At 62.5% G+C, this 17,641-nt stretch carries 21 protein-coding genes; 9 read left to right on the top strand and 12 right to left on the bottom strand.

Annotated features, from left to right (window positions below; genetic code table 11):
- Nucleotides 1-14: 14 nt before the first annotated feature.
- A complete protein-coding gene (locus MESS2_RS32770) occupies nucleotides 15-398 on the bottom strand; it encodes a hypothetical protein (protein WP_167332451.1) in 384 nt (127 codons plus the stop codon).
- Here MESS2_RS32770 and urtA point away from each other — a divergent pair.
- The 6 genes from urtA to MESS2_RS31240 all read left to right on the top strand — a co-directional run bounded on the left by urtA (nucleotide 325) and on the right by MESS2_RS31240 (nucleotide 6,469).
- Nucleotides 325-1,605, top strand: coding sequence for an urea ABC transporter substrate-binding protein (gene urtA, locus MESS2_RS18820; RefSeq protein WP_244440028.1), 1,281 nt, complete (start codon nucleotides 325-327; stop codon nucleotides 1,603-1,605). The two genes, MESS2_RS32770 and urtA, sit on opposite strands and share 74 nt — an antisense overlap.
- Nucleotides 1,606-1,719: 114 nt before the next feature.
- Complete coding sequence (gene urtB, locus MESS2_RS18815) at nucleotides 1,720-3,336, top strand: urea ABC transporter permease subunit UrtB (RefSeq protein WP_040593517.1); 1,617 nt, start codon at nucleotides 1,720-1,722, stop codon at nucleotides 3,334-3,336.
- Nucleotides 3,333-4,565, top strand: a complete 1,233-nt coding sequence (gene urtC / locus MESS2_RS18810) for an urea ABC transporter permease subunit UrtC (RefSeq protein ID WP_008875996.1) — start codon at nucleotides 3,333-3,335, stop codon at nucleotides 4,563-4,565. The genes urtB and urtC overlap by 4 nt, the downstream gene beginning before the upstream one ends.
- A gap of 4 nt (nucleotides 4,566-4,569) precedes the next feature.
- Nucleotides 4,570-5,316, top strand: coding sequence for an urea ABC transporter ATP-binding protein UrtD (gene urtD, locus MESS2_RS18805; RefSeq protein ID WP_008875995.1), 747 nt, complete (start codon nucleotides 4,570-4,572; stop codon nucleotides 5,314-5,316).
- A 70-nt stretch (nucleotides 5,317-5,386) separates the two neighbouring features.
- On the top strand, nucleotides 5,387-6,082 hold the full coding sequence (gene urtE / locus MESS2_RS18800) for an urea ABC transporter ATP-binding subunit UrtE (protein WP_008875994.1): 696 nt from the start codon (nucleotides 5,387-5,389) through the stop codon (nucleotides 6,080-6,082).
- 210 nt (nucleotides 6,083-6,292) lie between these two features.
- Nucleotides 6,293-6,469: a hypothetical protein gene (locus tag MESS2_RS31240; RefSeq protein WP_008875993.1), complete on the top strand. Its 177-nt coding sequence runs from the start codon at nucleotides 6,293-6,295 to the stop codon at nucleotides 6,467-6,469.
- A 24-nt stretch (nucleotides 6,470-6,493) separates the two neighbouring features.
- Here MESS2_RS31240 and MESS2_RS18795 read toward each other — a convergent pair whose 3' ends face one another.
- The 10 genes from MESS2_RS18795 to MESS2_RS18755 all read right to left on the bottom strand — a co-directional run bounded on the left by MESS2_RS18795 (nucleotide 6,494) and on the right by MESS2_RS18755 (nucleotide 15,068).
- Nucleotides 6,494-7,639 carry a GGDEF domain-containing protein gene (locus tag MESS2_RS18795; RefSeq protein ID WP_008875992.1) on the bottom strand — a complete coding sequence of 382 codons (1,146 nt, stop codon included), beginning with the start codon at nucleotides 7,637-7,639 and terminating at the stop codon, nucleotides 6,494-6,496.
- Nucleotides 7,640-7,911: 272 nt separating this feature from the next.
- The gene (locus MESS2_RS18790; protein WP_008875991.1) at nucleotides 7,912-8,718 is read right to left on the bottom strand and encodes a DUF72 domain-containing protein; all 807 of its coding nucleotides are present in this window, start codon (nucleotides 8,716-8,718) and stop codon (nucleotides 7,912-7,914) included.
- 22 nt (nucleotides 8,719-8,740) lie between these two features.
- Nucleotides 8,741-9,211 (bottom strand): GNAT family N-acetyltransferase, encoded by a 471-nt coding sequence (locus MESS2_RS18785; protein ID WP_008875990.1) that lies wholly within the window; start codon nucleotides 9,209-9,211, stop codon nucleotides 8,741-8,743.
- A 22-nt stretch (nucleotides 9,212-9,233) separates the two neighbouring features.
- Nucleotides 9,234-12,155: an excinuclease ABC subunit UvrA gene (uvrA, locus tag MESS2_RS18780; protein WP_008875989.1), complete on the bottom strand. Its 2,922-nt coding sequence runs from the start codon at nucleotides 12,153-12,155 to the stop codon at nucleotides 9,234-9,236.
- Nucleotides 12,156-12,871: 716 nt separating this feature from the next.
- Entirely contained in the window at nucleotides 12,872-13,159 is a 288-nt protein-coding gene (locus tag MESS2_RS18775; RefSeq protein ID WP_008875986.1) for a hypothetical protein, read from the bottom strand.
- Nucleotides 13,160-13,236: 77 nt separating this feature from the next.
- The gene (locus tag MESS2_RS18770; protein ID WP_008875985.1) at nucleotides 13,237-13,842 is read right to left on the bottom strand and encodes an ATP-dependent Clp protease proteolytic subunit; all 606 of its coding nucleotides are present in this window, start codon (nucleotides 13,840-13,842) and stop codon (nucleotides 13,237-13,239) included.
- Nucleotides 13,843-13,865: 23 nt separating this feature from the next.
- On the bottom strand, nucleotides 13,866-14,081 hold the full coding sequence (locus MESS2_RS33450; protein ID WP_008875984.1) for an Activator of Hsp90 ATPase 1 family protein (fragment): 216 nt from the start codon (nucleotides 14,079-14,081) through the stop codon (nucleotides 13,866-13,868).
- 38 nt (nucleotides 14,082-14,119) lie between these two features.
- A complete protein-coding gene (locus tag MESS2_RS33445; protein WP_008875983.1) occupies nucleotides 14,120-14,386 on the bottom strand; it encodes an SRPBCC family protein in 267 nt (88 codons plus the stop codon).
- On the bottom strand, nucleotides 14,383-14,697 hold the full coding sequence (locus tag MESS2_RS18760; protein ID WP_008875982.1) for an ArsR/SmtB family transcription factor: 315 nt from the start codon (nucleotides 14,695-14,697) through the stop codon (nucleotides 14,383-14,385). The genes MESS2_RS33445 and MESS2_RS18760 overlap by 4 nt, the downstream gene beginning before the upstream one ends.
- 47 nt (nucleotides 14,698-14,744) lie before the next feature.
- Nucleotides 14,745-15,068, bottom strand: coding sequence for a cupin domain-containing protein (locus tag MESS2_RS18755; protein ID WP_008875981.1), 324 nt, complete (start codon nucleotides 15,066-15,068; stop codon nucleotides 14,745-14,747).
- Nucleotides 15,069-15,350: 282 nt separating this feature from the next.
- Between MESS2_RS18755 and MESS2_RS18750 the strand changes: the two genes are divergently transcribed.
- The 3 genes from MESS2_RS18750 to MESS2_RS18740 are packed head-to-tail and all read left to right on the top strand — an operon-like array spanning nucleotide 15,351 to nucleotide 16,738.
- Complete coding sequence (locus MESS2_RS18750; RefSeq protein WP_008875980.1) at nucleotides 15,351-15,860, top strand: single-stranded DNA-binding protein; 510 nt, start codon at nucleotides 15,351-15,353, stop codon at nucleotides 15,858-15,860.
- A gap of 28 nt (nucleotides 15,861-15,888) precedes the next feature.
- Nucleotides 15,889-16,311 carry a DUF2306 domain-containing protein gene (locus MESS2_RS18745; protein WP_008875979.1) on the top strand — a complete coding sequence of 141 codons (423 nt, stop codon included), beginning with the start codon at nucleotides 15,889-15,891 and terminating at the stop codon, nucleotides 16,309-16,311.
- A gap of 1 nt (nucleotide 16,312) precedes the next feature.
- Complete coding sequence (locus MESS2_RS18740) at nucleotides 16,313-16,738, top strand: OsmC family protein (RefSeq protein WP_008875978.1); 426 nt, start codon at nucleotides 16,313-16,315, stop codon at nucleotides 16,736-16,738.
- A gap of 12 nt (nucleotides 16,739-16,750) precedes the next feature.
- On the opposite strand, the gene MESS2_RS18735 is transcribed toward MESS2_RS18740, so the two are convergent.
- The gene (locus MESS2_RS18735; protein ID WP_008875977.1) at nucleotides 16,751-17,380 is read right to left on the bottom strand and encodes a MarC family protein; all 630 of its coding nucleotides are present in this window, start codon (nucleotides 17,378-17,380) and stop codon (nucleotides 16,751-16,753) included.
- Nucleotides 17,381-17,641 lie beyond the last annotated feature (261 nt).

Genomic DNA, 17,641 nt, shown 5'->3' with positions numbered 1-17,641 from the left:
GAACTTGCCCTATTTCACCGCTTCACCGCAACAGCTGTGCCGACCAACTTCGGTGTGTTCGGTGTTGGTCGGCCTAATAAGTAGGCATTTTCTGGATTTGGACAGAATCTAGGCATGACTGCGCAATTTTTTCCCAACAGAGCTTCAATCGGTATCCTTTCATCTTCGGCGGCTAATGTTCCAACAGACTGATAACGTTTGAAAATTTCCGCATTTTCCACCTGACGTCGTCGGTTGGCACGGGGGTTGCATCGCAGTGGTGCAGTGCAGTCAACCAGCTTGGGAGCGTGGAATATGAGGGGTAATTTTTCGACAATAACAAAAATGGTTTCGGCAGGAATGGTTGCGGCGGGTCTGTTGATGTCCGTCCAGGCCAGGGCGGCCGACGACACGATCAAGGTGGGTATTCTCCATTCGCTGTCGGGGACCATGGCGATCTCGGAGACGACGCTGAAGGACGTCATGCTGATGCTCATCGAGCAGCAGAATGCCAAGGGCGGGCTGCTCGGCAAAAAACTCGAGGCGGTCGTCGTCGATCCGGCTTCCAACTGGCCGCTCTTCGCCGAAAAGGCGCGCGAGCTGATCTCCAAGGACAAGGTCGCGGCGGTGTTCGGCGGCTGGACCTCGGTATCGCGCAAGTCCGTGCTGCCGGTATTCTCCGAACTCAACAGCATCCTGTTCTATCCCGTCCAGTATGAGGGCGAAGAGAGCGAGCGCAACGTGTTCTACACAGGCGCCGCGCCGAACCAGCAGGCCATTCCCGCGGTCGACTATCTGATGAGCGAGGACGGCGGTTCGGTTAAGCGCTGGGTGCTTGAAGGCACCGACTATGTCTATCCGCGCACCACCAACAAGATCCTCGAAGCCTATCTGAAGGCCAAGGGCGTCGCCGCCGAAGACATCATGGTCAACTACACGCCGTTCGGCTTCTCCGACTGGCAGACGGAAGTCTCGGCGATCAAGAAATTCGGTTCGGCCGGCAAGAAGACCGCCGTCGTCTCAACGGTCAATGGCGACGCCAACGTGCCGTTCTACAAGGAGCTCGGCAACCAGGGCATCAAGGCCGAGGACATCCCGGTCATGGCATTCTCGGTCGGCGAGGAAGAGCTTGCCGGTCTCGACACGGCGCCGCTGGTCGGCCATCTCGCCGCCTGGAATTATTTCGAGAGCGTCGATACGCCCGAGAACAAGAAGTTCATCGCCGACTGGCAGAAGTTCATCAAGAACGACAAGCGCACCACCAACGACCCGATGGAAGCCCATTATATCGGCTTCAATATGTGGGTGAAGGCGGTAGAGAAGGCCGGCACCACCGATCCGGACAAGGTCATCGACGCGATGATCGGCGTCTCGGTGCCGAACCTGACCGGCGGCTATTCGACCATGATGCCTAACCATCACATCACCAAGCCGGTGCTGATCGGCGAGATCCAGGCCGACGGCCAGTTCGAGACGGTGTCGCAAACGCCGGGCTTGGTGATGGGCGACGAATGGTCCGACTATCTGCCTGACTCCAAGGACCTGATCTCCGATTGGCGCGCGCCACTGTCCTGCGGCAACTTCAACGTCGCCACCGGCAAGTGCGGCGGCAAGGGAACCAACTGATCCTCCCCGGTCTGGACCGGCAGGTCCATGGCCAAGACCGCGAAGCGTCCGGGCGAGTTCCTCCTCCAGTCCGCCCGGACGCAGAATTCCAACTCCTCAGGAATAGCTGAACGGATGATCCTGTTGCGCGCTCTCGGCCTGATGCTGCTGTTTCTGCTGGCAAATCTGTTGCCGGCGAACGCTGCCGAGGCTGATCTGCGCGCGATCATCGCGAAATTTGCCGCAGCCGCGAATTTCTCCGCCACCGAGACCGTGGTGCGCGAGCTTGCCGCCACTGGCGATCCCTTGGTTGAACGCCCGCTTGCAGCACTTGCGGAAGGCGATCTCTACGTCCGCAAGGCCGATTCCCTCGTCTTCGTCGGCAGGGAGGGCGGCGACAGCGTCGAACTCCTCGATCCCCTGAGCGGCGAAAAATCCGGCGAGGCCGCCAAGGGCGATATCACCAAGATCAAGGTCAACAACACGCTGCGCCGCGTCATCCGCGATGCGCTGGGCACGCTGACGCTTCGCGCCAAGGATCCGGCCGTGCGCATCGCCGCCGCCGCCACCATGTTCAAGACGCCCGATGCCGCGAACATCGAACCGCTCGACGCCGCGATCGCCGCGGAAACCGATGCAAACGTCAAGGCGCTGTTCGAGCAGGCGCGCGCCGCGTCGGTTCTCGTTTCCGACCGGCCGGAGGCCGACAAGCTGGCGGCAATCTCCCTGATCGGCGCGCGCGGCGATCGCGATGCGCTCTCGCTGCTCACCTCGGTCGAGGCCAATTCGCAAGGCGCGGTCAAGGACGCGGCGACGGCGGCAAGCGGCAACATCAATTCGACGCTGGCCTTCTGGGATGCCGGGCAGAACATCTGGTACGGCATTTCGCTGGGGTCGGTGCTGCTGCTTGCCGCCATCGGCCTTGCCATCACCTTCGGCGTCATGGGCGTCATCAACATGGCGCATGGCGAAATGGTCATGCTCGGTGCCTACACCACCTTTGTCGTCCAGGAGGTGATCCGCAATTCCTTTCCCGGCCTGTTCGACTGGTCGCTGGTCATCGCGCTGCCGCTCGCCTTCCTCGTCGCGGCTTTGGTCGGCCTTGCCATCGAGCGCGGCGTAATCCGCTTCCTCTACGGCCGGCCACTGGAAACGCTGCTGGCGACATGGGGCGTCTCGCTTATCCTGCAGCAGGCGGTGCGCACCATCTTCGGGCCGACGAACCAGGAGGTCGGCAATCCGTCGTGGATGTCGGGCTCGTTCGATGTCGGCCAGCTTGCGATCACCTGGAACCGCCTCTGGATCCTGGTTTTTTCGCTCTGCGTGTTTGCCCTGTTGCTCTATGTGATGAAGCGCACGCCCTGGGGCCTGCAGATGCGCGCCGTCACCGCCAACCGCCGCATGGCCGCCTCCATGGGCATCAAGACGCCGTGGGTGGACGCGCTGACCTTTGCGCTTGGTTCCGGCATTGCCGGCATTGCCGGTGTCGCGCTCAGCCAGATCGACAATGTCTCGCCCAATCTCGGCCGCGGCTACATCATCGACAGCTTCATGGTCGTCGTCTTCGGCGGCGTCGGCAATCTCTGGGGCACGCTGGTCGGCGCCTTCTCGCTCGGCATCGTCAACAAGTTCCTCGAACCCTATGCCGGCGCCGTGCTCGGCAAGATCGTCGTGCTGGTCCTCATCATCCTGTTCATCCAGAAACGCCCGCGCGGCCTGTTCGCGCTGAAGGGCAGGGCGGTGGAAGCATGATCACGGGACGCTTCTTCGCCGCCGGTGCCGACCGCCGCATCGCCATCACGATCTTCATCCTGCTCGCGGCCGCCATCATCGTGCCGCTGCTTAATCTTGCGGTCTCGCCGGCAAGCGCGTTCTACGTGCCGTCCTATATCGTGGCGCTCACCGGCAAATATCTCTGCTACGCGCTGCTCGCGCTGGCGCTCGATCTGGTCTGGGGCTATTGCGGCATACTCTCGCTCGGCCATGGCGCCTTCTTCGCGCTCGGCGGCTATGCGATGGGCATGTATCTGATGCGCCAGATCGGCTCGCGCGGCGTCTACGGCAATCCGCTGCTGCCGGATTTCATGGTGTTCCTCAACTACAAGGAATTGCCGTGGTTCTGGTACGGCTTCGACCATTTCTGGTTCGCCGCGATCATGGTGCTTGCGGTGCCTGGCCTGCTCGCCTTCGTCTTCGGCTGGTTCGCCTTTCGCAGCCGCGTCACCGGTGTCTATCTGTCGATCATCACCCAGGCGATGACCTATGCGCTGCTGCTCGCCTTTTTCCGCAACGACATGGGTTTTGGCGGCAATAACGGCCTGACCGATTTCAAGGATATTCTGGGCTTCAACGTGCAGGCCGACGCGACGCGCTCGGCCTTGTTCGCGGCCAGCGCCGTCACGCTGGCGCTTGCCGTCTTCGTCACCTGGGCGATCGTCGGCTCCAAATACGGCAAGCTGTTGATGGCGGTGCGCGACGCCGAGAGCCGCACGCGCTTCCTCGGCTGGCGGGCGGAGAACGTCAAGCTGTTCGCCTTCACCGTTTCGGCTGTCATGGCCGGCATCGCCGGGGCGCTCTACGTGCCGCAGGTCGGCATCATCAATCCGGGCGAGTTCGAACCGTCCAATTCGATCGAGGTCGTGGTATGGGCGGCCGTTGGCGGCCGCGGCACGATCGTGGGACCAATTATCGGCGCGCTTCTGGTCAATGCCGGCAAATCCTGGTTTACCGGCGTGCTGCCGGAGTTCTGGCTGTTTGCGCTGGGTGGGCTGTTCGTCGCCGTCACCCTGTTCCTGCCCAAGGGCATTGTCGGCATGTGGGACGCCTGGCGCGGCAATGCCAGGGCGTTGCGGGCAGCCTCGATCGCCGAGGAGGCCGGCACCGATCCCGATGTGCCAGCGCCGCCGAAGATCGTTCGCAGCGCCGCGAGGACGCCGGGCGAATGGTCGACGTCCGGCCCCGAACCGCAGCCGGCGGAGTAGAGCGATGTCGAAGTCGAACACCATCCTCTATCTCGACGGCGTCTCGGTCTCCTTCGACGGCTTTCGCGCCATCAACAATCTGTCGCTGGTGCTCGACAAGGGCGAGATGCGCGCGATCATCGGCCCCAACGGCGCCGGCAAGACGACGATGATGGACATCGTCACCGGCAAGACGCGGCCCGACCAGGGCGAGGTCTTCTTCGACGGCCAGGTCGATCTCACCAAGCACGACGAGGCCGAAATCGCCATGATGGGCGTCGGCCGGAAATTCCAGAAGCCGACTGTCTTCGAAAGCCACACGATCGAGGAGAACCTGATGCTGGCGCTGAAGGGGCCACGCTCGATCTTCCCGGCGCTGTTCCATCGCCGCTCGGTGGCCGAGGCGCGGCAGATCGACGACATCCTCGGCATCATCCGGCTCGGCGACAAGCGCGACGAACTTGCCGCCAATCTGAGCCACGGACAGAAGCAATGGCTCGAGATCGGCATGCTCCTGGCGCAGGACCCGAAGCTGCTGCTGGTCGACGAGCCGGTCGCCGGCATGACCGATGCCGAGACCGAAGAGACGGCGCGGCTGCTCAGGGATATCGCGCGCGACCATTCGGTCATCGTCGTCGAGCACGACATGCATTTCGTGCGCGAGCTCGGCGTCAAGGTCACCTGCCTGCACGAAGGCTCGGTGCTTTCCGAAGGCTCGCTAGATTTCGTTTCGGCCGACGAGCGCGTCGTCGAAGTGTATCTGGGGAGATGATCATGGTCTGGCGGGTTCCGTTCCATCGTTTCGACCTTTCCTTCTTCCGGCGTTGGAGAAAGCGCTGACCATGCTCGAAGTCTCCAACGCCACGCTGCACTACGGCGCCGCCCAGGCACTGCGCGGCGTCTCGCTCAAGGCAGGCGCCGGCAAGATCACCTGCGTGCTCGGCCGCAATGGCGTCGGCAAAACCAGTTTGATGAGATCGATCGTCGGCCACCATCGGCTGACGAGCGGAAGCGTTGCCTTCGAGGGGAAGGCGCTCGACCGGAGCGCGGCGTATGACCGCGCCCGGTCGGGCATCGCATTCGTGCCGCAAGGCAGGGAGATATTTCCGCTGCTCAGCGTGCGGGAAAATCTCGAATCGGGCTTCGCGCCGCTAAAGCGCGCCGACCGCAACATTCCCGGCCATGTCTTCGAGCTGTTTCCGGTGCTCAAGCAGATGCTCGCGCGCCGCGGCGGCGACCTGTCCGGCGGCCAGCAGCAGCAGCTTGCCATTGGCCGGGCACTGGTTATGCGGCCGAAGCTGCTGGTGCTCGACGAGCCGACCGAAGGCATCCAGCCGTCGATCATCAAGGATATCGGCCGCGCCATCCGCTATCTGCGCGACCAGGCCGGCATCGCCGTGCTATTGGTCGAACAATATCTCGATTTCTGCCGGGAATTGGCCGACGAGGTCAACATCATGGACCGTGGCCAGATCGTCCACACCGGCCCGGCGGAAGACCTCGACCGGGCGGATGTCCGGAAATTTCTGACCGTCTAGATTCTTTCTTCGATCCCACCGTTTGCAACCCTGGCGCGCTGAAGATTGCGTGCTAGGCTTTGCCTGGCCTTGGTGAGTCGGCCGCTTTCCGTATCAGTCTCAATCGGCAGATCAGAGGAAGGTGCAAGCCGCGCCATCACGCTTCATGCGAGCGGCTTCCCTCCTGCGGTTTGATTGTTGTTTCAACTTTTCGGGCACCAGGGACAGCCTATGGAACGTTACGTCGAGGACTACCAGAAACGACGGCTCACCGAGCGCGTCGATATCATGACCGCCGTCAACATTCTGAAATCGGAAGGGTATGACCACGACGAACTGATCGCGGAGATCACCAAGGTCTTCTATGTTGATCTCGATACCTACAATGAGATCGTCATGGCGGCATAAGGACCGGCGAACGGTCGCTCGCCGCTAGCTCGCGCGTCGGAATGTCGAGACGCGGTTGCGGCCGCCGCGCTTGGCGGCATAGAGCGCCTTGTCGGCCGCGCTGAGCACCTTGTCGAAGCTCATGCCGTCCTTGCTGCCGAAAGCGAACCCGGCGCTGACCGTACATGACAGGGGACGCGTCTCGGTCTCGACGACGCGCGCGGCGAAGGCGGTACGTATGCGTTCGGCGGCATGCTCCACCGTTTCGGGCAGGGTCCGTTTCAAAACCAGCGCGAATTCCTCTCCACCCATGCGCGCGGCGACATCGGCCGGGCGAAGATTGCCGGTCAGCTCCTCGGCGAACACTTTCAGCACGCGATCGCCCGTGGCATGGCCGAATTCATCATTGATAGCCTTGAAGCCGTCGAGATCGAACACGACCACTGCCGTGAAGGCTCCGATCGGGGCACTGCTGTTGAGATCGAACAGCGCGCGCCGGTTGAGCAGGCCGGTCAGCGGATCGGTCAGTGCATCCAGGCGGTGATACCGGGCCAGGCGCCCCTGGTTGAGCGCCAGCGAAAGGGCGCCGATGCCGGTCATGCTGGCGATGACGATGACGAGGCTGAGATCCTCGGCCCAATTGCTCGGTGCATGTCCGAGCACCAGTCTGCCGTCCCATGCGAGAACCACTGCACACAGCACGAAGGATATGGCGGTGGCTGAGTAGAGCACCGTGAGGCCGATGATCGGGACGGGCGCCTCGGCGCGTCCTTTCCAGTATTCACGGGCCGTCGCGAACAAAAGCAGGGCGGCACAGGAATTCTCGAGCATGAAGCCGAGCCCGTCATAGCCAAGCGCCATGGGCGGCAACGCCACTGCAAGCGAGATGCCGCTGCCGAGGACCGTGAGCGGGATCGGCGATCGGCCTGACGTGAACTGGTAGGCGGCGCCCAGCATCGTCGAGAAACCGACGAGGAGCACGGCGAAACTCGCCATGCCGAGCAGGCGTCCCGGCGCGTCGATATAGTCCCTGTAGATGAAAACGTCGCCGACGATCAGCAACGCGCTGATCGCCCAGGTCAGCAGAAATTTTTCGGTACGGGCTGTCAGCCAGATGCCGAACAACGTCAAACTGAGGCAGGCGGCGGAGAAACCGATTGCCAGCAGAAGTGAGTTGTAGTCGAGCGACATGCCCCTCGTTCCTTGCCGCGACGGCCGCACCTCCGCGACCTGGCTTGACTGGATTCATGCAGCAAGGAGGTATCGATATGGTTACGATGGCGGCGAAGATGCCACGATTCCAAATGCTTCGGCGTGTCAGAGACCGTTTCGAAATTCGCTCGGACGAGTCATATGGTGGTGGTTTCGAGAACCGGAGCGCAGCGGACATTTGGGTCCGTGAGCACCGGAAGCGCAGAAAACGCCATCAGATGGCCGCCAGAGTAGAATTTCCAAACGGTCTCTCAGCCTGTTACCCGCTTCATCAAAGCCATGGCGCCGAACGGGGCGCGAACCTTGCCCTCGGTGATGAAATAGACGAACACGTCGCGTGGCTTGACCGGCGCTTCCGTCTCGGGATCGGCGCGCCGCAGGTCGGTGGGAACCTTGCCTTCCGCCCAGGTCTTGGCCCGCGCGGCCCACTCGTCGAGCCCTTTCGTCGTGTAGCAGTCGGGATTGTCATCGCTGCCGGTCTGCAATCGCGCATAGATGAAATCGCCGGTGACATCGGCAATATCAGGATATTTGGCGTGGTCGGCATAGACGATCGCGACCTTGTACTTGCACGCCAGCGCGGCGAATTCCGGCACGACAAAACTGTCGTTGCGCACCTCGACCGCATGGCGCAGCGCAACGCCGTCCTGCTTTTCCGGCAGCAGCTTGAGAAAGGCTTCGAAATCGTCCGGATCGAATTTTTTCGTCGGCGCGAACTGCCACAGGATCGGCCCGAGCTTGTCGCCAAGTGCCGCGACGCCCGAGCCCAGGAAACGCATCATGGACTCGCCGGCCTCGCCGAGCACGCGGCGGTTGGTGACGAAGCGATTGCCCTTCAGCGAATAGACGAAACCGTCCGGCGCTTCGTTTGCCCATTTGACGAAGGTCGGCTCCTTGAAGCTGGAATAATAGGTGCCGTTGACCTCGATGCTCGGCACCTGCCGGCTGGCGTAGTTGAGCTGCTTGGCCTTCGAGAGCTTGTCCGGATAGAAGGAGGTGTCCCAGGGCTCGAAGGTCCAGCCGCCCATGCCGGCGCGGATTGTTCCATGGCTGCTCATTTTCTTCTCCTCCGAAATGCGATCAGGCCGGGGCTATATCGTTGACGGGCTTTGCCATGTCGACCACCGTCCACCCTGGCCGGTATGGATTGGGCCTGCGACCCGTTTCGTGAAAGCCATAGGCCGTGTAGAGCGCAATGTTCCGCTCCATCCTGGCGTTGGTGTAGAGCCGCACCTCCGGCAGGCCCCACAGCCGTGTCTGCTCGTCGGCGAAGTTGAGCAGCGCGATGCCGAGCTTCTTGCCCTGGAAGGCCGGGGAGACGGCGACGCTGAAGATCATCGCATGATCGGGATGCCGCTCAATGACGATCAACCCCGCCAGTTCATCACCGCTCTCCAGTAGCCAGACCTCGCCGCGTTCGATGCGCGGCGCGTAGTCTTCGGTGACCGGGATCGGCGGCGCGCCAAGCAGGGCGGTGTAGGGCGCATAGGCGGCGGTGGTCAGCGAGACGACAGTTTGGAGATCACTGGCAAGCGCTCTTCTGGTCGTCATTCAAACGCTCCCAACTACTCAATCACTCCGCCGCTTCGCGCTTGCCCCCGGGGCGCCGCTCCAGAAGCTCCTTGAGGAACTGGCCGGTGTAGCTGCGCTTTTCGCGCACGATGTCTTCCGGCGTGCCGGAGGCGACCAGCTCGCCGCCGCCGTCGCCGCCCTCGGGGCCGAGATCGAGCACCCAGTCGGCGGTTTTTATCACTTCGAGATTGTGCTCGATGACGACCACGGTGTTGCCCTGGTCGACCAGTTCGTGCAGCACCTCCAGGAGCTTGGCGACGTCGTGGAAATGCAGGCCGGTGGTCGGCTCGTCGAGGATATAGAGCGTCTTGCCGGTCGCCTTGCGCGACAGTTCCTTGGCGAGTTTTATCCGCTGCGCCTCGCCGCCCGACAGTGTCGTCGCCTGCTGGCCGATATGGATGTAGCCCAGCCCGACCTGCTTCAGCGTCTCCAGCTTGTCGCGCACGCCGGGCACGGCGGCGAAGAAGTCGACGCCTTCCTCGACCGTCATGTCGAGCACGTCGGCGATCGACTTACCCTTGAACAGGACGTCCAGCGTCTCTCTGTTATAGCGCTTGCCGTGGCAGACGTCACAGGTGACGTAGACGTCGGGCAGGAAGTGCATCTCGATCTTGATGACGCCGTCGCCCTGGCAGGCCTCGCAGCGGCCGCCCTTGACGTTGAACGAGAAACGACCGGGCTGATAGCCGCGCGCCTTGGCCTCCGGCAGCCCTGCGAACCAGTCGCGGATCGGCGTGAAGGCGCCGGTATAGGTGGCTGGGTTGGAGCGCGGGGTCCGCCCGATCGGCGACTGGTCGATGTCGATGACCTTGTCGAGGAATTCCAGACCCTCGACGCGGTCGTGGTCGGCCGGATGCTCGCGCGAGCCCATGATGCGGCGCGACGCCGCCTTGAACAGCGTCTCGATCAGGAAGGTCGATTTGCCGCCGCCGGACACGCCGGTGACGGCGGTGAACGTGCCGAGCGGGATTTCGGCCGTGACGTTCTTCAGATTGTTGCCGCGCGCGCCGACGATCTTCAGACGCCGGCTCTTCTTCGCCTCGCGCCGCACCGCGGGCGTTGCCACTTCTAGCTCGCCCGAGAGATATTTTCCGGTGATCGAGGCGGGGCTCGCCATGATCTGCTGCGGCGTTCCCTGCGCGATGACATGGCCGCCATGGATGCCGGCGGCCGGGCCGATGTCGACAACATAGTCGGCATGCAGGATGGCATCCTCGTCATGCTCGACGACGATCACCGTGTTGCCGATGTCGCGCAGATGCTTCAGCGTGTCGAGCAGGCGGGCATTGTCGCGCTGGTGCAGGCCGATCGACGGCTCATCCAGCACATAGAGCACGCCGGTCAGCCCCGAGCCGATCTGCGAGGCCAGCCTGATGCGCTGGCTTTCGCCACCCGAAAGCGTGCCCGAATTGCGCGACAGCGTCAGATAATCGAGCCCGACATCGTTGAGGAAGCGCAGCCGCTCGCGGATTTCCTTGAGCACCCGCACCGCGATCTCGTTCTGCTTGTCGTTGAGCTGGGCAGGCAGTTCAGTGAACCACTGGTCGGCCTTGCGGATCGACTGTTCGGTGACCTCGCCGATGTGTTTGCCGGCGATCTTCACCGCCAGCGCCTCCGGTTTCAACCGGTAGCCATTGCAGGCCGGGCAGGGCGTGGCCGACATGAAGCGCTCGATCTCCTCGCGCATCCAGGCGGATTCGGTTTCCTTCCAGCGCCGCTCGAGATTGGGGATGACGCCTTCGAACGTCTTGGTCGTCTTGTAGGAGCGCAGGCCGTCATCATACTGGAAGGTGATCTCGCGCTCGCCGGTGCCATGCAGGATGGCTTCTCTTGCCTCTTCAGTGAGATCCCTGAACTTGTCGCCAAGCTTGAAGTCATAGGCCTTGCCCAAGGCTTCCAGCGTCTGTGCGTAATAGGGCGAGGTCGACTTCGCCCACGGGCTGACGGCGCCGGCGCGCAGCGAGATATTGTCGTCGGGCACCACCAGGCTGGCGTCGATGGCGCGCTGGCTGCCGAGGCCGTCGCAGGTCGGGCAGGCGCCGAACGGGTTGTTGAAGGAGAACAGCCTCGGCTCGATCTCGGGAATGGTGAAGCCGGAGACCGGGCAGGCGAATTTTTCCGAGAACAGGATGCGCTCATGCGTCTCGTTCTTCGACTTGTTGACTGAATCCTCGCCGGTCTGGCTGGCGTCGAGCGGCCGGTCGGCGAATTCGGCGACCGCCAGTCCTTCGGCGAGCTTCAGCGCCGTTTCGACGGAATCCGCCAGCCGCGTGGCGAGGTCGCCGCGCACGACGATGCGGTCGACGACGACGTCGATGTCATGCTTGTATTTCTTGTCCAGCGCCGGCACGTCTGATATTTCGTAGAAGACGCCGTCGACCTTGACGCGCTGAAAGCCCTTCTTCTGCAGCTCCAGCAATTCCTTGCGGTACTCGCCCTTGCGGCCGCGCACGATGGGCGCAAGGATGAACAGGCGAGTGCCTTCCTCGACCGCCAGCACGCGGTCGACCATCTGCGAAACCGTCTGGCTCTCGATCGGCAGGCCGGTGGCCGGCGAATAGGGAATGCCGACGCGCGCGAACAGCAGCCGCATGTAGTCGTAGATCTCGGTGACGGTGCCGACCGTCGAACGCGGGTTCTTCGACGTGGTCTTCTGCTCGATGGAGATGGCGGGCGACAGGCCGTCGATCTGGTCGACGTCAGGCTTCTGCATCATTTCCAGGAATTGCCTGGCATAGGCCGACAGGCTTTCGACATAGCGGCGCTGGCCCTCGGCATAGATGGTGTCGAAGGCCAGCGACGACTTGCCGGAGCCGGACAGGCCGGTCATGACGATCAGGCTGTCGCGCGGCAGGTCGAGATCGACATTCTTCAGATTGTGTTCGCGCGCCCCGCGAATGGAAAGATATTTATGGTCGGCCATTGCCGGTCGCCGCCTCAGGTCTGGAATCTGCTGGAGTGGCGGGGTCTTCCCGGCCATCCCCTATGTAGGTATTTTCGCCGCCACGTCGAGAGACGCCACAACTCCCGACAGAAGCGTTTAACCGTCTTTCGCGCGAGCCGGCAAGCGGAAAGAACAAAGGCCGAACACGCTCGTGACAAAAGCTGTGGGAATTGACTCTCGCGTAACCTGACCCTCACGTAATCTCCTGGCGATCACATTTTTTGTAACCCGGCTATTGACGGTTGACGTCGCCGACCGAGGGGCGCAGTCTCAAGCAGTCAACGAAGCCGGCCGTCTTTCGATGGCCTCGCCACTTGCAGGCGGCCTGCGAGACGCCGCAGGCTGTGCGATTTGCGCTTCGGAGGACAGAATGTCGCAACGGACACAGGAGCGGAGCATGACGCCACCGGATAGTCCCTTGAGGCTCCAGACCTCGCTGGAGCCACGGCAGGCATAAGTGCTGGGTAGGCGTATGCGCCGCCCGACAAACCGTGATCTGCCGATCCCCAAAAATCAGAGACCACTAGTCGGATCGTCGGCTGAATGCCGCGAAGCATCCGAAATCAAAAGCCGGTAAAACATTCCCGGCGATTTGGATTTGATATCCATAAAAGCCCCGTCCGTTTGCGGAAGCAACGGCGGGGCTGTTCGTTGAGGTGCAGCCTGATCCGTTAGCGCCTGGGCGTGCCGCCCGTCTAACGATTGGATGGCTTGATCGACCCGGCGCCGACATCGATGGTGATGCTACCGGAAATCCTGACATCGGTATTGCCGATCTTGAACTGGCCGTTGCCGCCGGCTGGCAGCGCGTCGTCGGGTTCAGGCTGCGGGGCCGGCCTGGCGATGCGATAGTCGCTGGTCACGCCGGGCAGGGCGCCCTTTTGCGGCGAACTGTCATCGGCAAACGCGTTGCCGGCCAGCAAGCAGGCACCGGCAAGGGCAGCGGCATGGCGCAATGATCTGAATGAACGATTGTTGGTCATTTCGCGGACTATAGTGTCACGCCGCAGGCGAGGCCAGAGCGGCTGCGATCAAATTGCCGCGTGTCAGCGGGCTTGCTTCATGCCGCCTTCTTGCGCGTATCGAAAACATGGTCGACGAGACCCCATGCCTTTGCGTCCTCGGCGGTCATGAAGAAGTCACGGTCGAGCGTGCGCTCGACCTCTTCATAGGTGCGGCCGCAATGATGCGCGTAAAGCTCGGTCATACGCTTCTTGGTGCGCAGGATGCCTTCGGCGTGACGCTGGATATCAGAGGCCTGGCCCTGGAAGCCGCCCAATGGCTGGTGCAGCACGATGCTGGTGTTGGGCAGCGCGATGCGCCGCCCCGGCGTGCCTGCCATCAGCAGGAACGAAGCCATCGAGGCGGCAAAGCCCATGCAGACGGTCGATACCGGGCAGGAGATATATCGCATCGTGTCGTAGATGGCGAAGCCGCTGGTCACCACGCCGCCAGGCGAGTTGATGTAGAGCGAGATCTCCTTGTCGGGATTGTCCGATTCCAGCGACAGAAGCTGGGCGCAGACCAGCGCCGACATGCCATCGTCGATCTGGCCGTTGATGAAGATGATGCGCTCGCGCAGCAGTCGCGAAAAAATGTCGAAGGCGCGTTCGCCGCGGCTCGACTGCTCGATCACCATCGGCACCAGATTGGCAAGCCCGCTCATCTTCTCTCTCCGTTGGTTGTCGTTCAGGCCGCGCGCAACAACAGGCGCGGGGCGTTTGCAGCGACAGGCAGACCGGGCGTGGGGTTACGCGCGCCCAGCGAAAGGCGGCAGCCGCTGCTCGCCATTGTGACCGAGGGGAGGGCAACAATTGCTGCGTGCGCGAACCCGTCATGGACGATACGCAGATGCGTGCCGCCGGAAACCGTGCGGTCGAGCGTGAACGTGACGATACTGTCCATCGGGATGTCCAACGGGCTGTCGAGTGGCTCCTGCCGGACTACGTCCCGGGTCTTGGCCGCTCGCGCCAGGAATAGCGCAGCAGTCGCCCAGGTTCGGCCTCGAGGATTTCGCAGTCGATCCGCGCGTCAGGCCCGGCAAAGGCAAAGCGGCTGCCGATTTCAGGCTCGATGTCATTGGGCATCAGCCAGGCCGCGAGCAGCCTCGGCTCGGTCAGCGCTCGCCAGACTTTCTCCGGCGGGTCCGGAAGCTCGCACTCGAAGGCGAGGGAGTCTGTCGAAGTTTGCACCTGCTTTTCGTCCGTCATTGATCCATGCCCTTCAAAACCGTCTTCAGCCTCTCGATGCGTTCCGGCCAGAATGCGCGGTAGCGCTCGATCCAGCCGAGCAGTGGCTCAAGCCCCTGCGGATCGGCGCGATAATAGGCGTTGCGGCCGGTCCGCCGCTCGGTGACCAGGCCGGCGCCGCGCAGCACCGCAAGATGCTGGGAGACGGCCGGCTGCGACACCGTCATGCCACCGCGCAATTCCGACACGGTCATCTCGCCGGCGGCGAGCCGCTCGTACACGGCGCGGCGTGTCGGGTCGGCAAGGGCGCGAAAAATCTCTGCTTCGATCATGGCAAAAGCATAAGTCGATACTTATTGGTTTGGCAAGTACCGTTTTACTATGCCGCTGGAAGCCAGCGTTTCACCCGTTTAGCCGACCCGTCAAAGGTGGCCTCGAAGATCGAGGATGCGAGCACGGCATAGACGTAAAGCGTATCGGAGCCGACATTTCGAAAGCCGTGCTTCCTGAAGGCGGGAACAAGGAGTGACTGTCCAGCCGTCAGGCCGTTATATTCTTCGTCGATCCACATCTCGGCATTGCCGGTGATGACGGTAAGCACTTCCTCGACCGGGTGCCAATGCGTCGGGGCACCCGCCGCAGGCTCCACCCTTTGCTCGAACAGGCAAAGCTGAGCGGCGCCATTGCGGGCCGAGACAAGCATCCGGGTTTGTACTCCCGCTCGCCATTCTTCCCAAGGCTGGTCCCCATGCGCGAGCGTTTTCATTGCTTGCCCCTTCTTTGACCTTGCTCCGGATGTCGTGGAAATTCCAGGCCAGGATACTACTTGTTGCTGACAACTATTGACAGCGCAGGCTCGTCAACATAGAACGAAAAGAGAACAAAAACCTTGTGGGAAAAGGCAGCCACGGCAGGCGGGGATTGTCCGCAGCCTGTAAGGTGCGTGCGACAGAAAATTGGTTTCGGATGAGCGCGGAGAAGTATGATGGCGGGTAGCGTCAACAAGGTCATTCTGGTCGGCAATCTCGGTGCGGATCCTGAAATCCGCCGCCTGAATTCCGGTGACCCGGTCGTCAACATCCGCATCGCCACGTCGGAAAGCTGGCGCGACAAGAATTCCGGCGAGCGCAAGGAAAAGACCGAGTGGCACAACGTCGTTATCTTCAATGACCAGATCGCCAAGGTGGCGGAGCAGTATCTGAAGAAGGGCATGAAGGTCTATGTCGAGGGCCAGCTGCAGACGCGCAAATGGCAGGACCAGACCGGCAATGACCGCTACACGACCGAAATCGTACTGCAGAAATTCCGTGGCGAATTGCAGATGCTCGACGCGCGCGGCGAAGGCGGCGGCCAGGTCGGCAGCCATGCCGGCGGTGGCAACAGCCGCGGTTCCGATTTTGGCCAGTCGAGCCCGGGCGAGAACTTCAACCGTGGTGGCAACAAGGGCGGCGGCGGTGGTTCGTCACGCGAATTGGACGACGAAATCCCGTTCTGAGTGAATACCAGGGGGCATTTGAGGCGAGATGTCTCTCGAACCGCTGCTATCCGCGCGCCCTCCCATTCCGTGGCATGCCTTTGCGGCTTTTGCCGCGCTGGCGATAGGCGGAGCGCAGTTGGCGTTGCCGAAAGGCACGCCGCGCCACCGTGTGTTCGGCTATGTCTGGGCGGCGCTGATGCTGCTCATCGCCATCTCGAGTTTCTGGATCCAGGAGATTCGCCTGATCGGTCCGTTCAGCCCGATCCATCTCCTGTCGATCCTGGTGCTGGCAGCCGTGCCGCTGGCGGTGTGGCATGCGCACAGCCACAAAGTCACCGCGCATCGCGGCGCCTTGATCAAGCTCTATGTTTTCGCACTGATCGGCGCCGGGCATCTTCACGCTGCTGCCCGGCCGGATCATGCACGCGGTCGTGTTCGGTCAGTAGGGTGGCCTTGCAAGGAAGAATAAAGTGAAAGCACGCGTCAAATGGGTCGAGGACCGTACCTTCGTCGGCGAGTCCGGCAGTGGTCACAAGGTGGTGCTCGGAACCGCGCATGGGCCGGAGGGCAGAACGCCGGGACCGAGTCCGATGGAACTGGTGCTGATCGGCACTGGCGGCTGCTCGGCCTATGATGTGGTCCATATCCTCGAAAAGGGCCGCGAGGCGGTCGAGGACTGCGTGGTCGAACTCGACTGCGACCGGGCGGAAACCGAGCCCCGAGTGTTCACCCGCATCCACATGCGTTTCACCGTCAAGGGCCAGGCGCTTTCGCGCGACAAGGTGCAGCGGGCGATCAACCTGTCGATCGAAAAGTACTGCTCGGCCTCGGCAATGCTGGCCAAGACGGCGACCATCACTTACGATTTTGAAGTCATCGACACGACAGGAAAGTAGGGGGAATAGAGTTCACCCCGCCATCAGCGCCTTGATGCCGTCGGCGACGAACTGCACGGCAAGTGCCGCCAGGATGACGCCGAGCAGCCGGGTCAGGATCGACCGGCCGGTCTGGCCGAGGATGCGGTCGATGCGCTCGGCCAGCACGAACACCAGATAGGTGATGGCCAGGCAGACGAAGATGATGGCGACCAGCGCCGCCTGCGCGGCGAAGCCTTGGAACGAGCCGGACAGCAGGACAGTCGCGGAAATCGCGCCCGGACCGGCGATCAGCGGGATCGCCAGTGGAAAGGCGGCGATGTTGTGGATCATGTCCTTGGTGATGGCGACGTCGCCGATCTTCTCCTTGCGGTCCTGCCGCCGCTCGAACACCATTTCGAAAGCGATGAAGAACAACAGAAATCCGCCGGCGACGCGGAAGGCCGGCAGGGTGATGCCGAACACCGACAGGATCGACGCGCCGGCGACCGCAAACAGCGCCATCACCAGGAAGCCGATGATCGAGGCGCGGACAGAGACCTGCTGACGCTCCTCGCGGTTCATGCCGCGTGTCACGGCGAGGAAAAGCGGCGCCAGCCCGGGCGGGTCGATGGTCACCAGGATGGTGACGAAGGCATTGAACAGGCTGTCGAAGCTCGGCATCTCTGACCCCTCCCGCCGGGCGACGCCCGAACCCTGCAATTGGTAGAGCAAAGCAGGGGCGGTGGAAACTGCCGTGGCAGGCGGATCGCGTGCCAAGCGCTTTGATGCTGGCGGGACAGCACCCCCCTCTGGCCTGCCGGCCATCTCCCCCGCAAGGAGGGAGATTGGCTGCTCCGCCGGCCGCGCCATACTTGCAGTCCCAAACCGTGTGACCGCCACGCTTGTAAGCTTCCATCCAGATAATTTACACTGGATGCGCCC

The organism is Mesorhizobium metallidurans STM 2683 (assembly GCF_000350085.1).
GTDB lineage: Bacteria > Pseudomonadota > Alphaproteobacteria > Rhizobiales > Rhizobiaceae > Mesorhizobium > Mesorhizobium metallidurans.
The sequence above is the reverse complement of the archived record's forward strand: the minus strand, read 5'-3'. Positions and strand labels throughout refer to the sequence as shown.

Coding starts and splice junctions, on each gene's coding strand:
- MESS2_RS18785 (WP_008875990.1), bottom strand. CDS start 9,211: ATGACGACCAGAAGAGCGCTTGCCAGTGATCTCCAAACTGTCGTCTCG.
- MESS2_RS18745 (WP_008875979.1), top strand. CDS start 15,889: ATGTCTCTCGAACCGCTGCTATCCGCGCGCCCTCCCATTCCGTGGCAT.
- MESS2_RS18735 (WP_008875977.1), bottom strand. CDS start 17,380: ATGCCGAGCTTCGACAGCCTGTTCAATGCCTTCGTCACCATCCTGGTG.
- MESS2_RS31240 (WP_008875993.1), top strand. CDS start 6,293: ATGGAACGTTACGTCGAGGACTACCAGAAACGACGGCTCACCGAGCGC.
- MESS2_RS18770 (WP_008875985.1), bottom strand. CDS start 13,842: ATGAGCGGGCTTGCCAATCTGGTGCCGATGGTGATCGAGCAGTCGAGC.
- urtC (WP_008875996.1), top strand. CDS start 3,333: ATGATCACGGGACGCTTCTTCGCCGCCGGTGCCGACCGCCGCATCGCC.
- MESS2_RS18775 (WP_008875986.1), bottom strand. CDS start 13,159: ATGACCAACAATCGTTCATTCAGATCATTGCGCCATGCCGCTGCCCTT.
- uvrA (WP_008875989.1), bottom strand. CDS start 12,155: ATGGCCGACCATAAATATCTTTCCATTCGCGGGGCGCGCGAACACAAT.
- MESS2_RS18760 (WP_008875982.1), bottom strand. CDS start 14,697: ATGATCGAAGCAGAGATTTTTCGCGCCCTTGCCGACCCGACACGCCGC.
- urtE (WP_008875994.1), top strand. CDS start 5,387: ATGCTCGAAGTCTCCAACGCCACGCTGCACTACGGCGCCGCCCAGGCA.
- MESS2_RS18795 (WP_008875992.1), bottom strand. CDS start 7,639: ATGTCGCTCGACTACAACTCACTTCTGCTGGCAATCGGTTTCTCCGCC.
- MESS2_RS18790 (WP_008875991.1), bottom strand. CDS start 8,718: ATGAGCAGCCATGGAACAATCCGCGCCGGCATGGGCGGCTGGACCTTC.
- MESS2_RS18750 (WP_008875980.1), top strand. CDS start 15,351: ATGGCGGGTAGCGTCAACAAGGTCATTCTGGTCGGCAATCTCGGTGCG.
- MESS2_RS33445 (WP_008875983.1), bottom strand. CDS start 14,386: ATGACGGACGAAAAGCAGGTGCAAACTTCGACAGACTCCCTCGCCTTC.
- MESS2_RS33450 (WP_008875984.1), bottom strand. CDS start 14,081: ATGGACAGTATCGTCACGTTCACGCTCGACCGCACGGTTTCCGGCGGC.
- urtA (WP_244440028.1), top strand. CDS start 325: ATGGTTTCGGCAGGAATGGTTGCGGCGGGTCTGTTGATGTCCGTCCAG.
- urtB (WP_040593517.1), top strand. CDS start 1,720: ATGATCCTGTTGCGCGCTCTCGGCCTGATGCTGCTGTTTCTGCTGGCA.
- MESS2_RS18755 (WP_008875981.1), bottom strand. CDS start 15,068: ATGCTTGTCTCGGCCCGCAATGGCGCCGCTCAGCTTTGCCTGTTCGAG.
- urtD (WP_008875995.1), top strand. CDS start 4,570: ATGTCGAAGTCGAACACCATCCTCTATCTCGACGGCGTCTCGGTCTCC.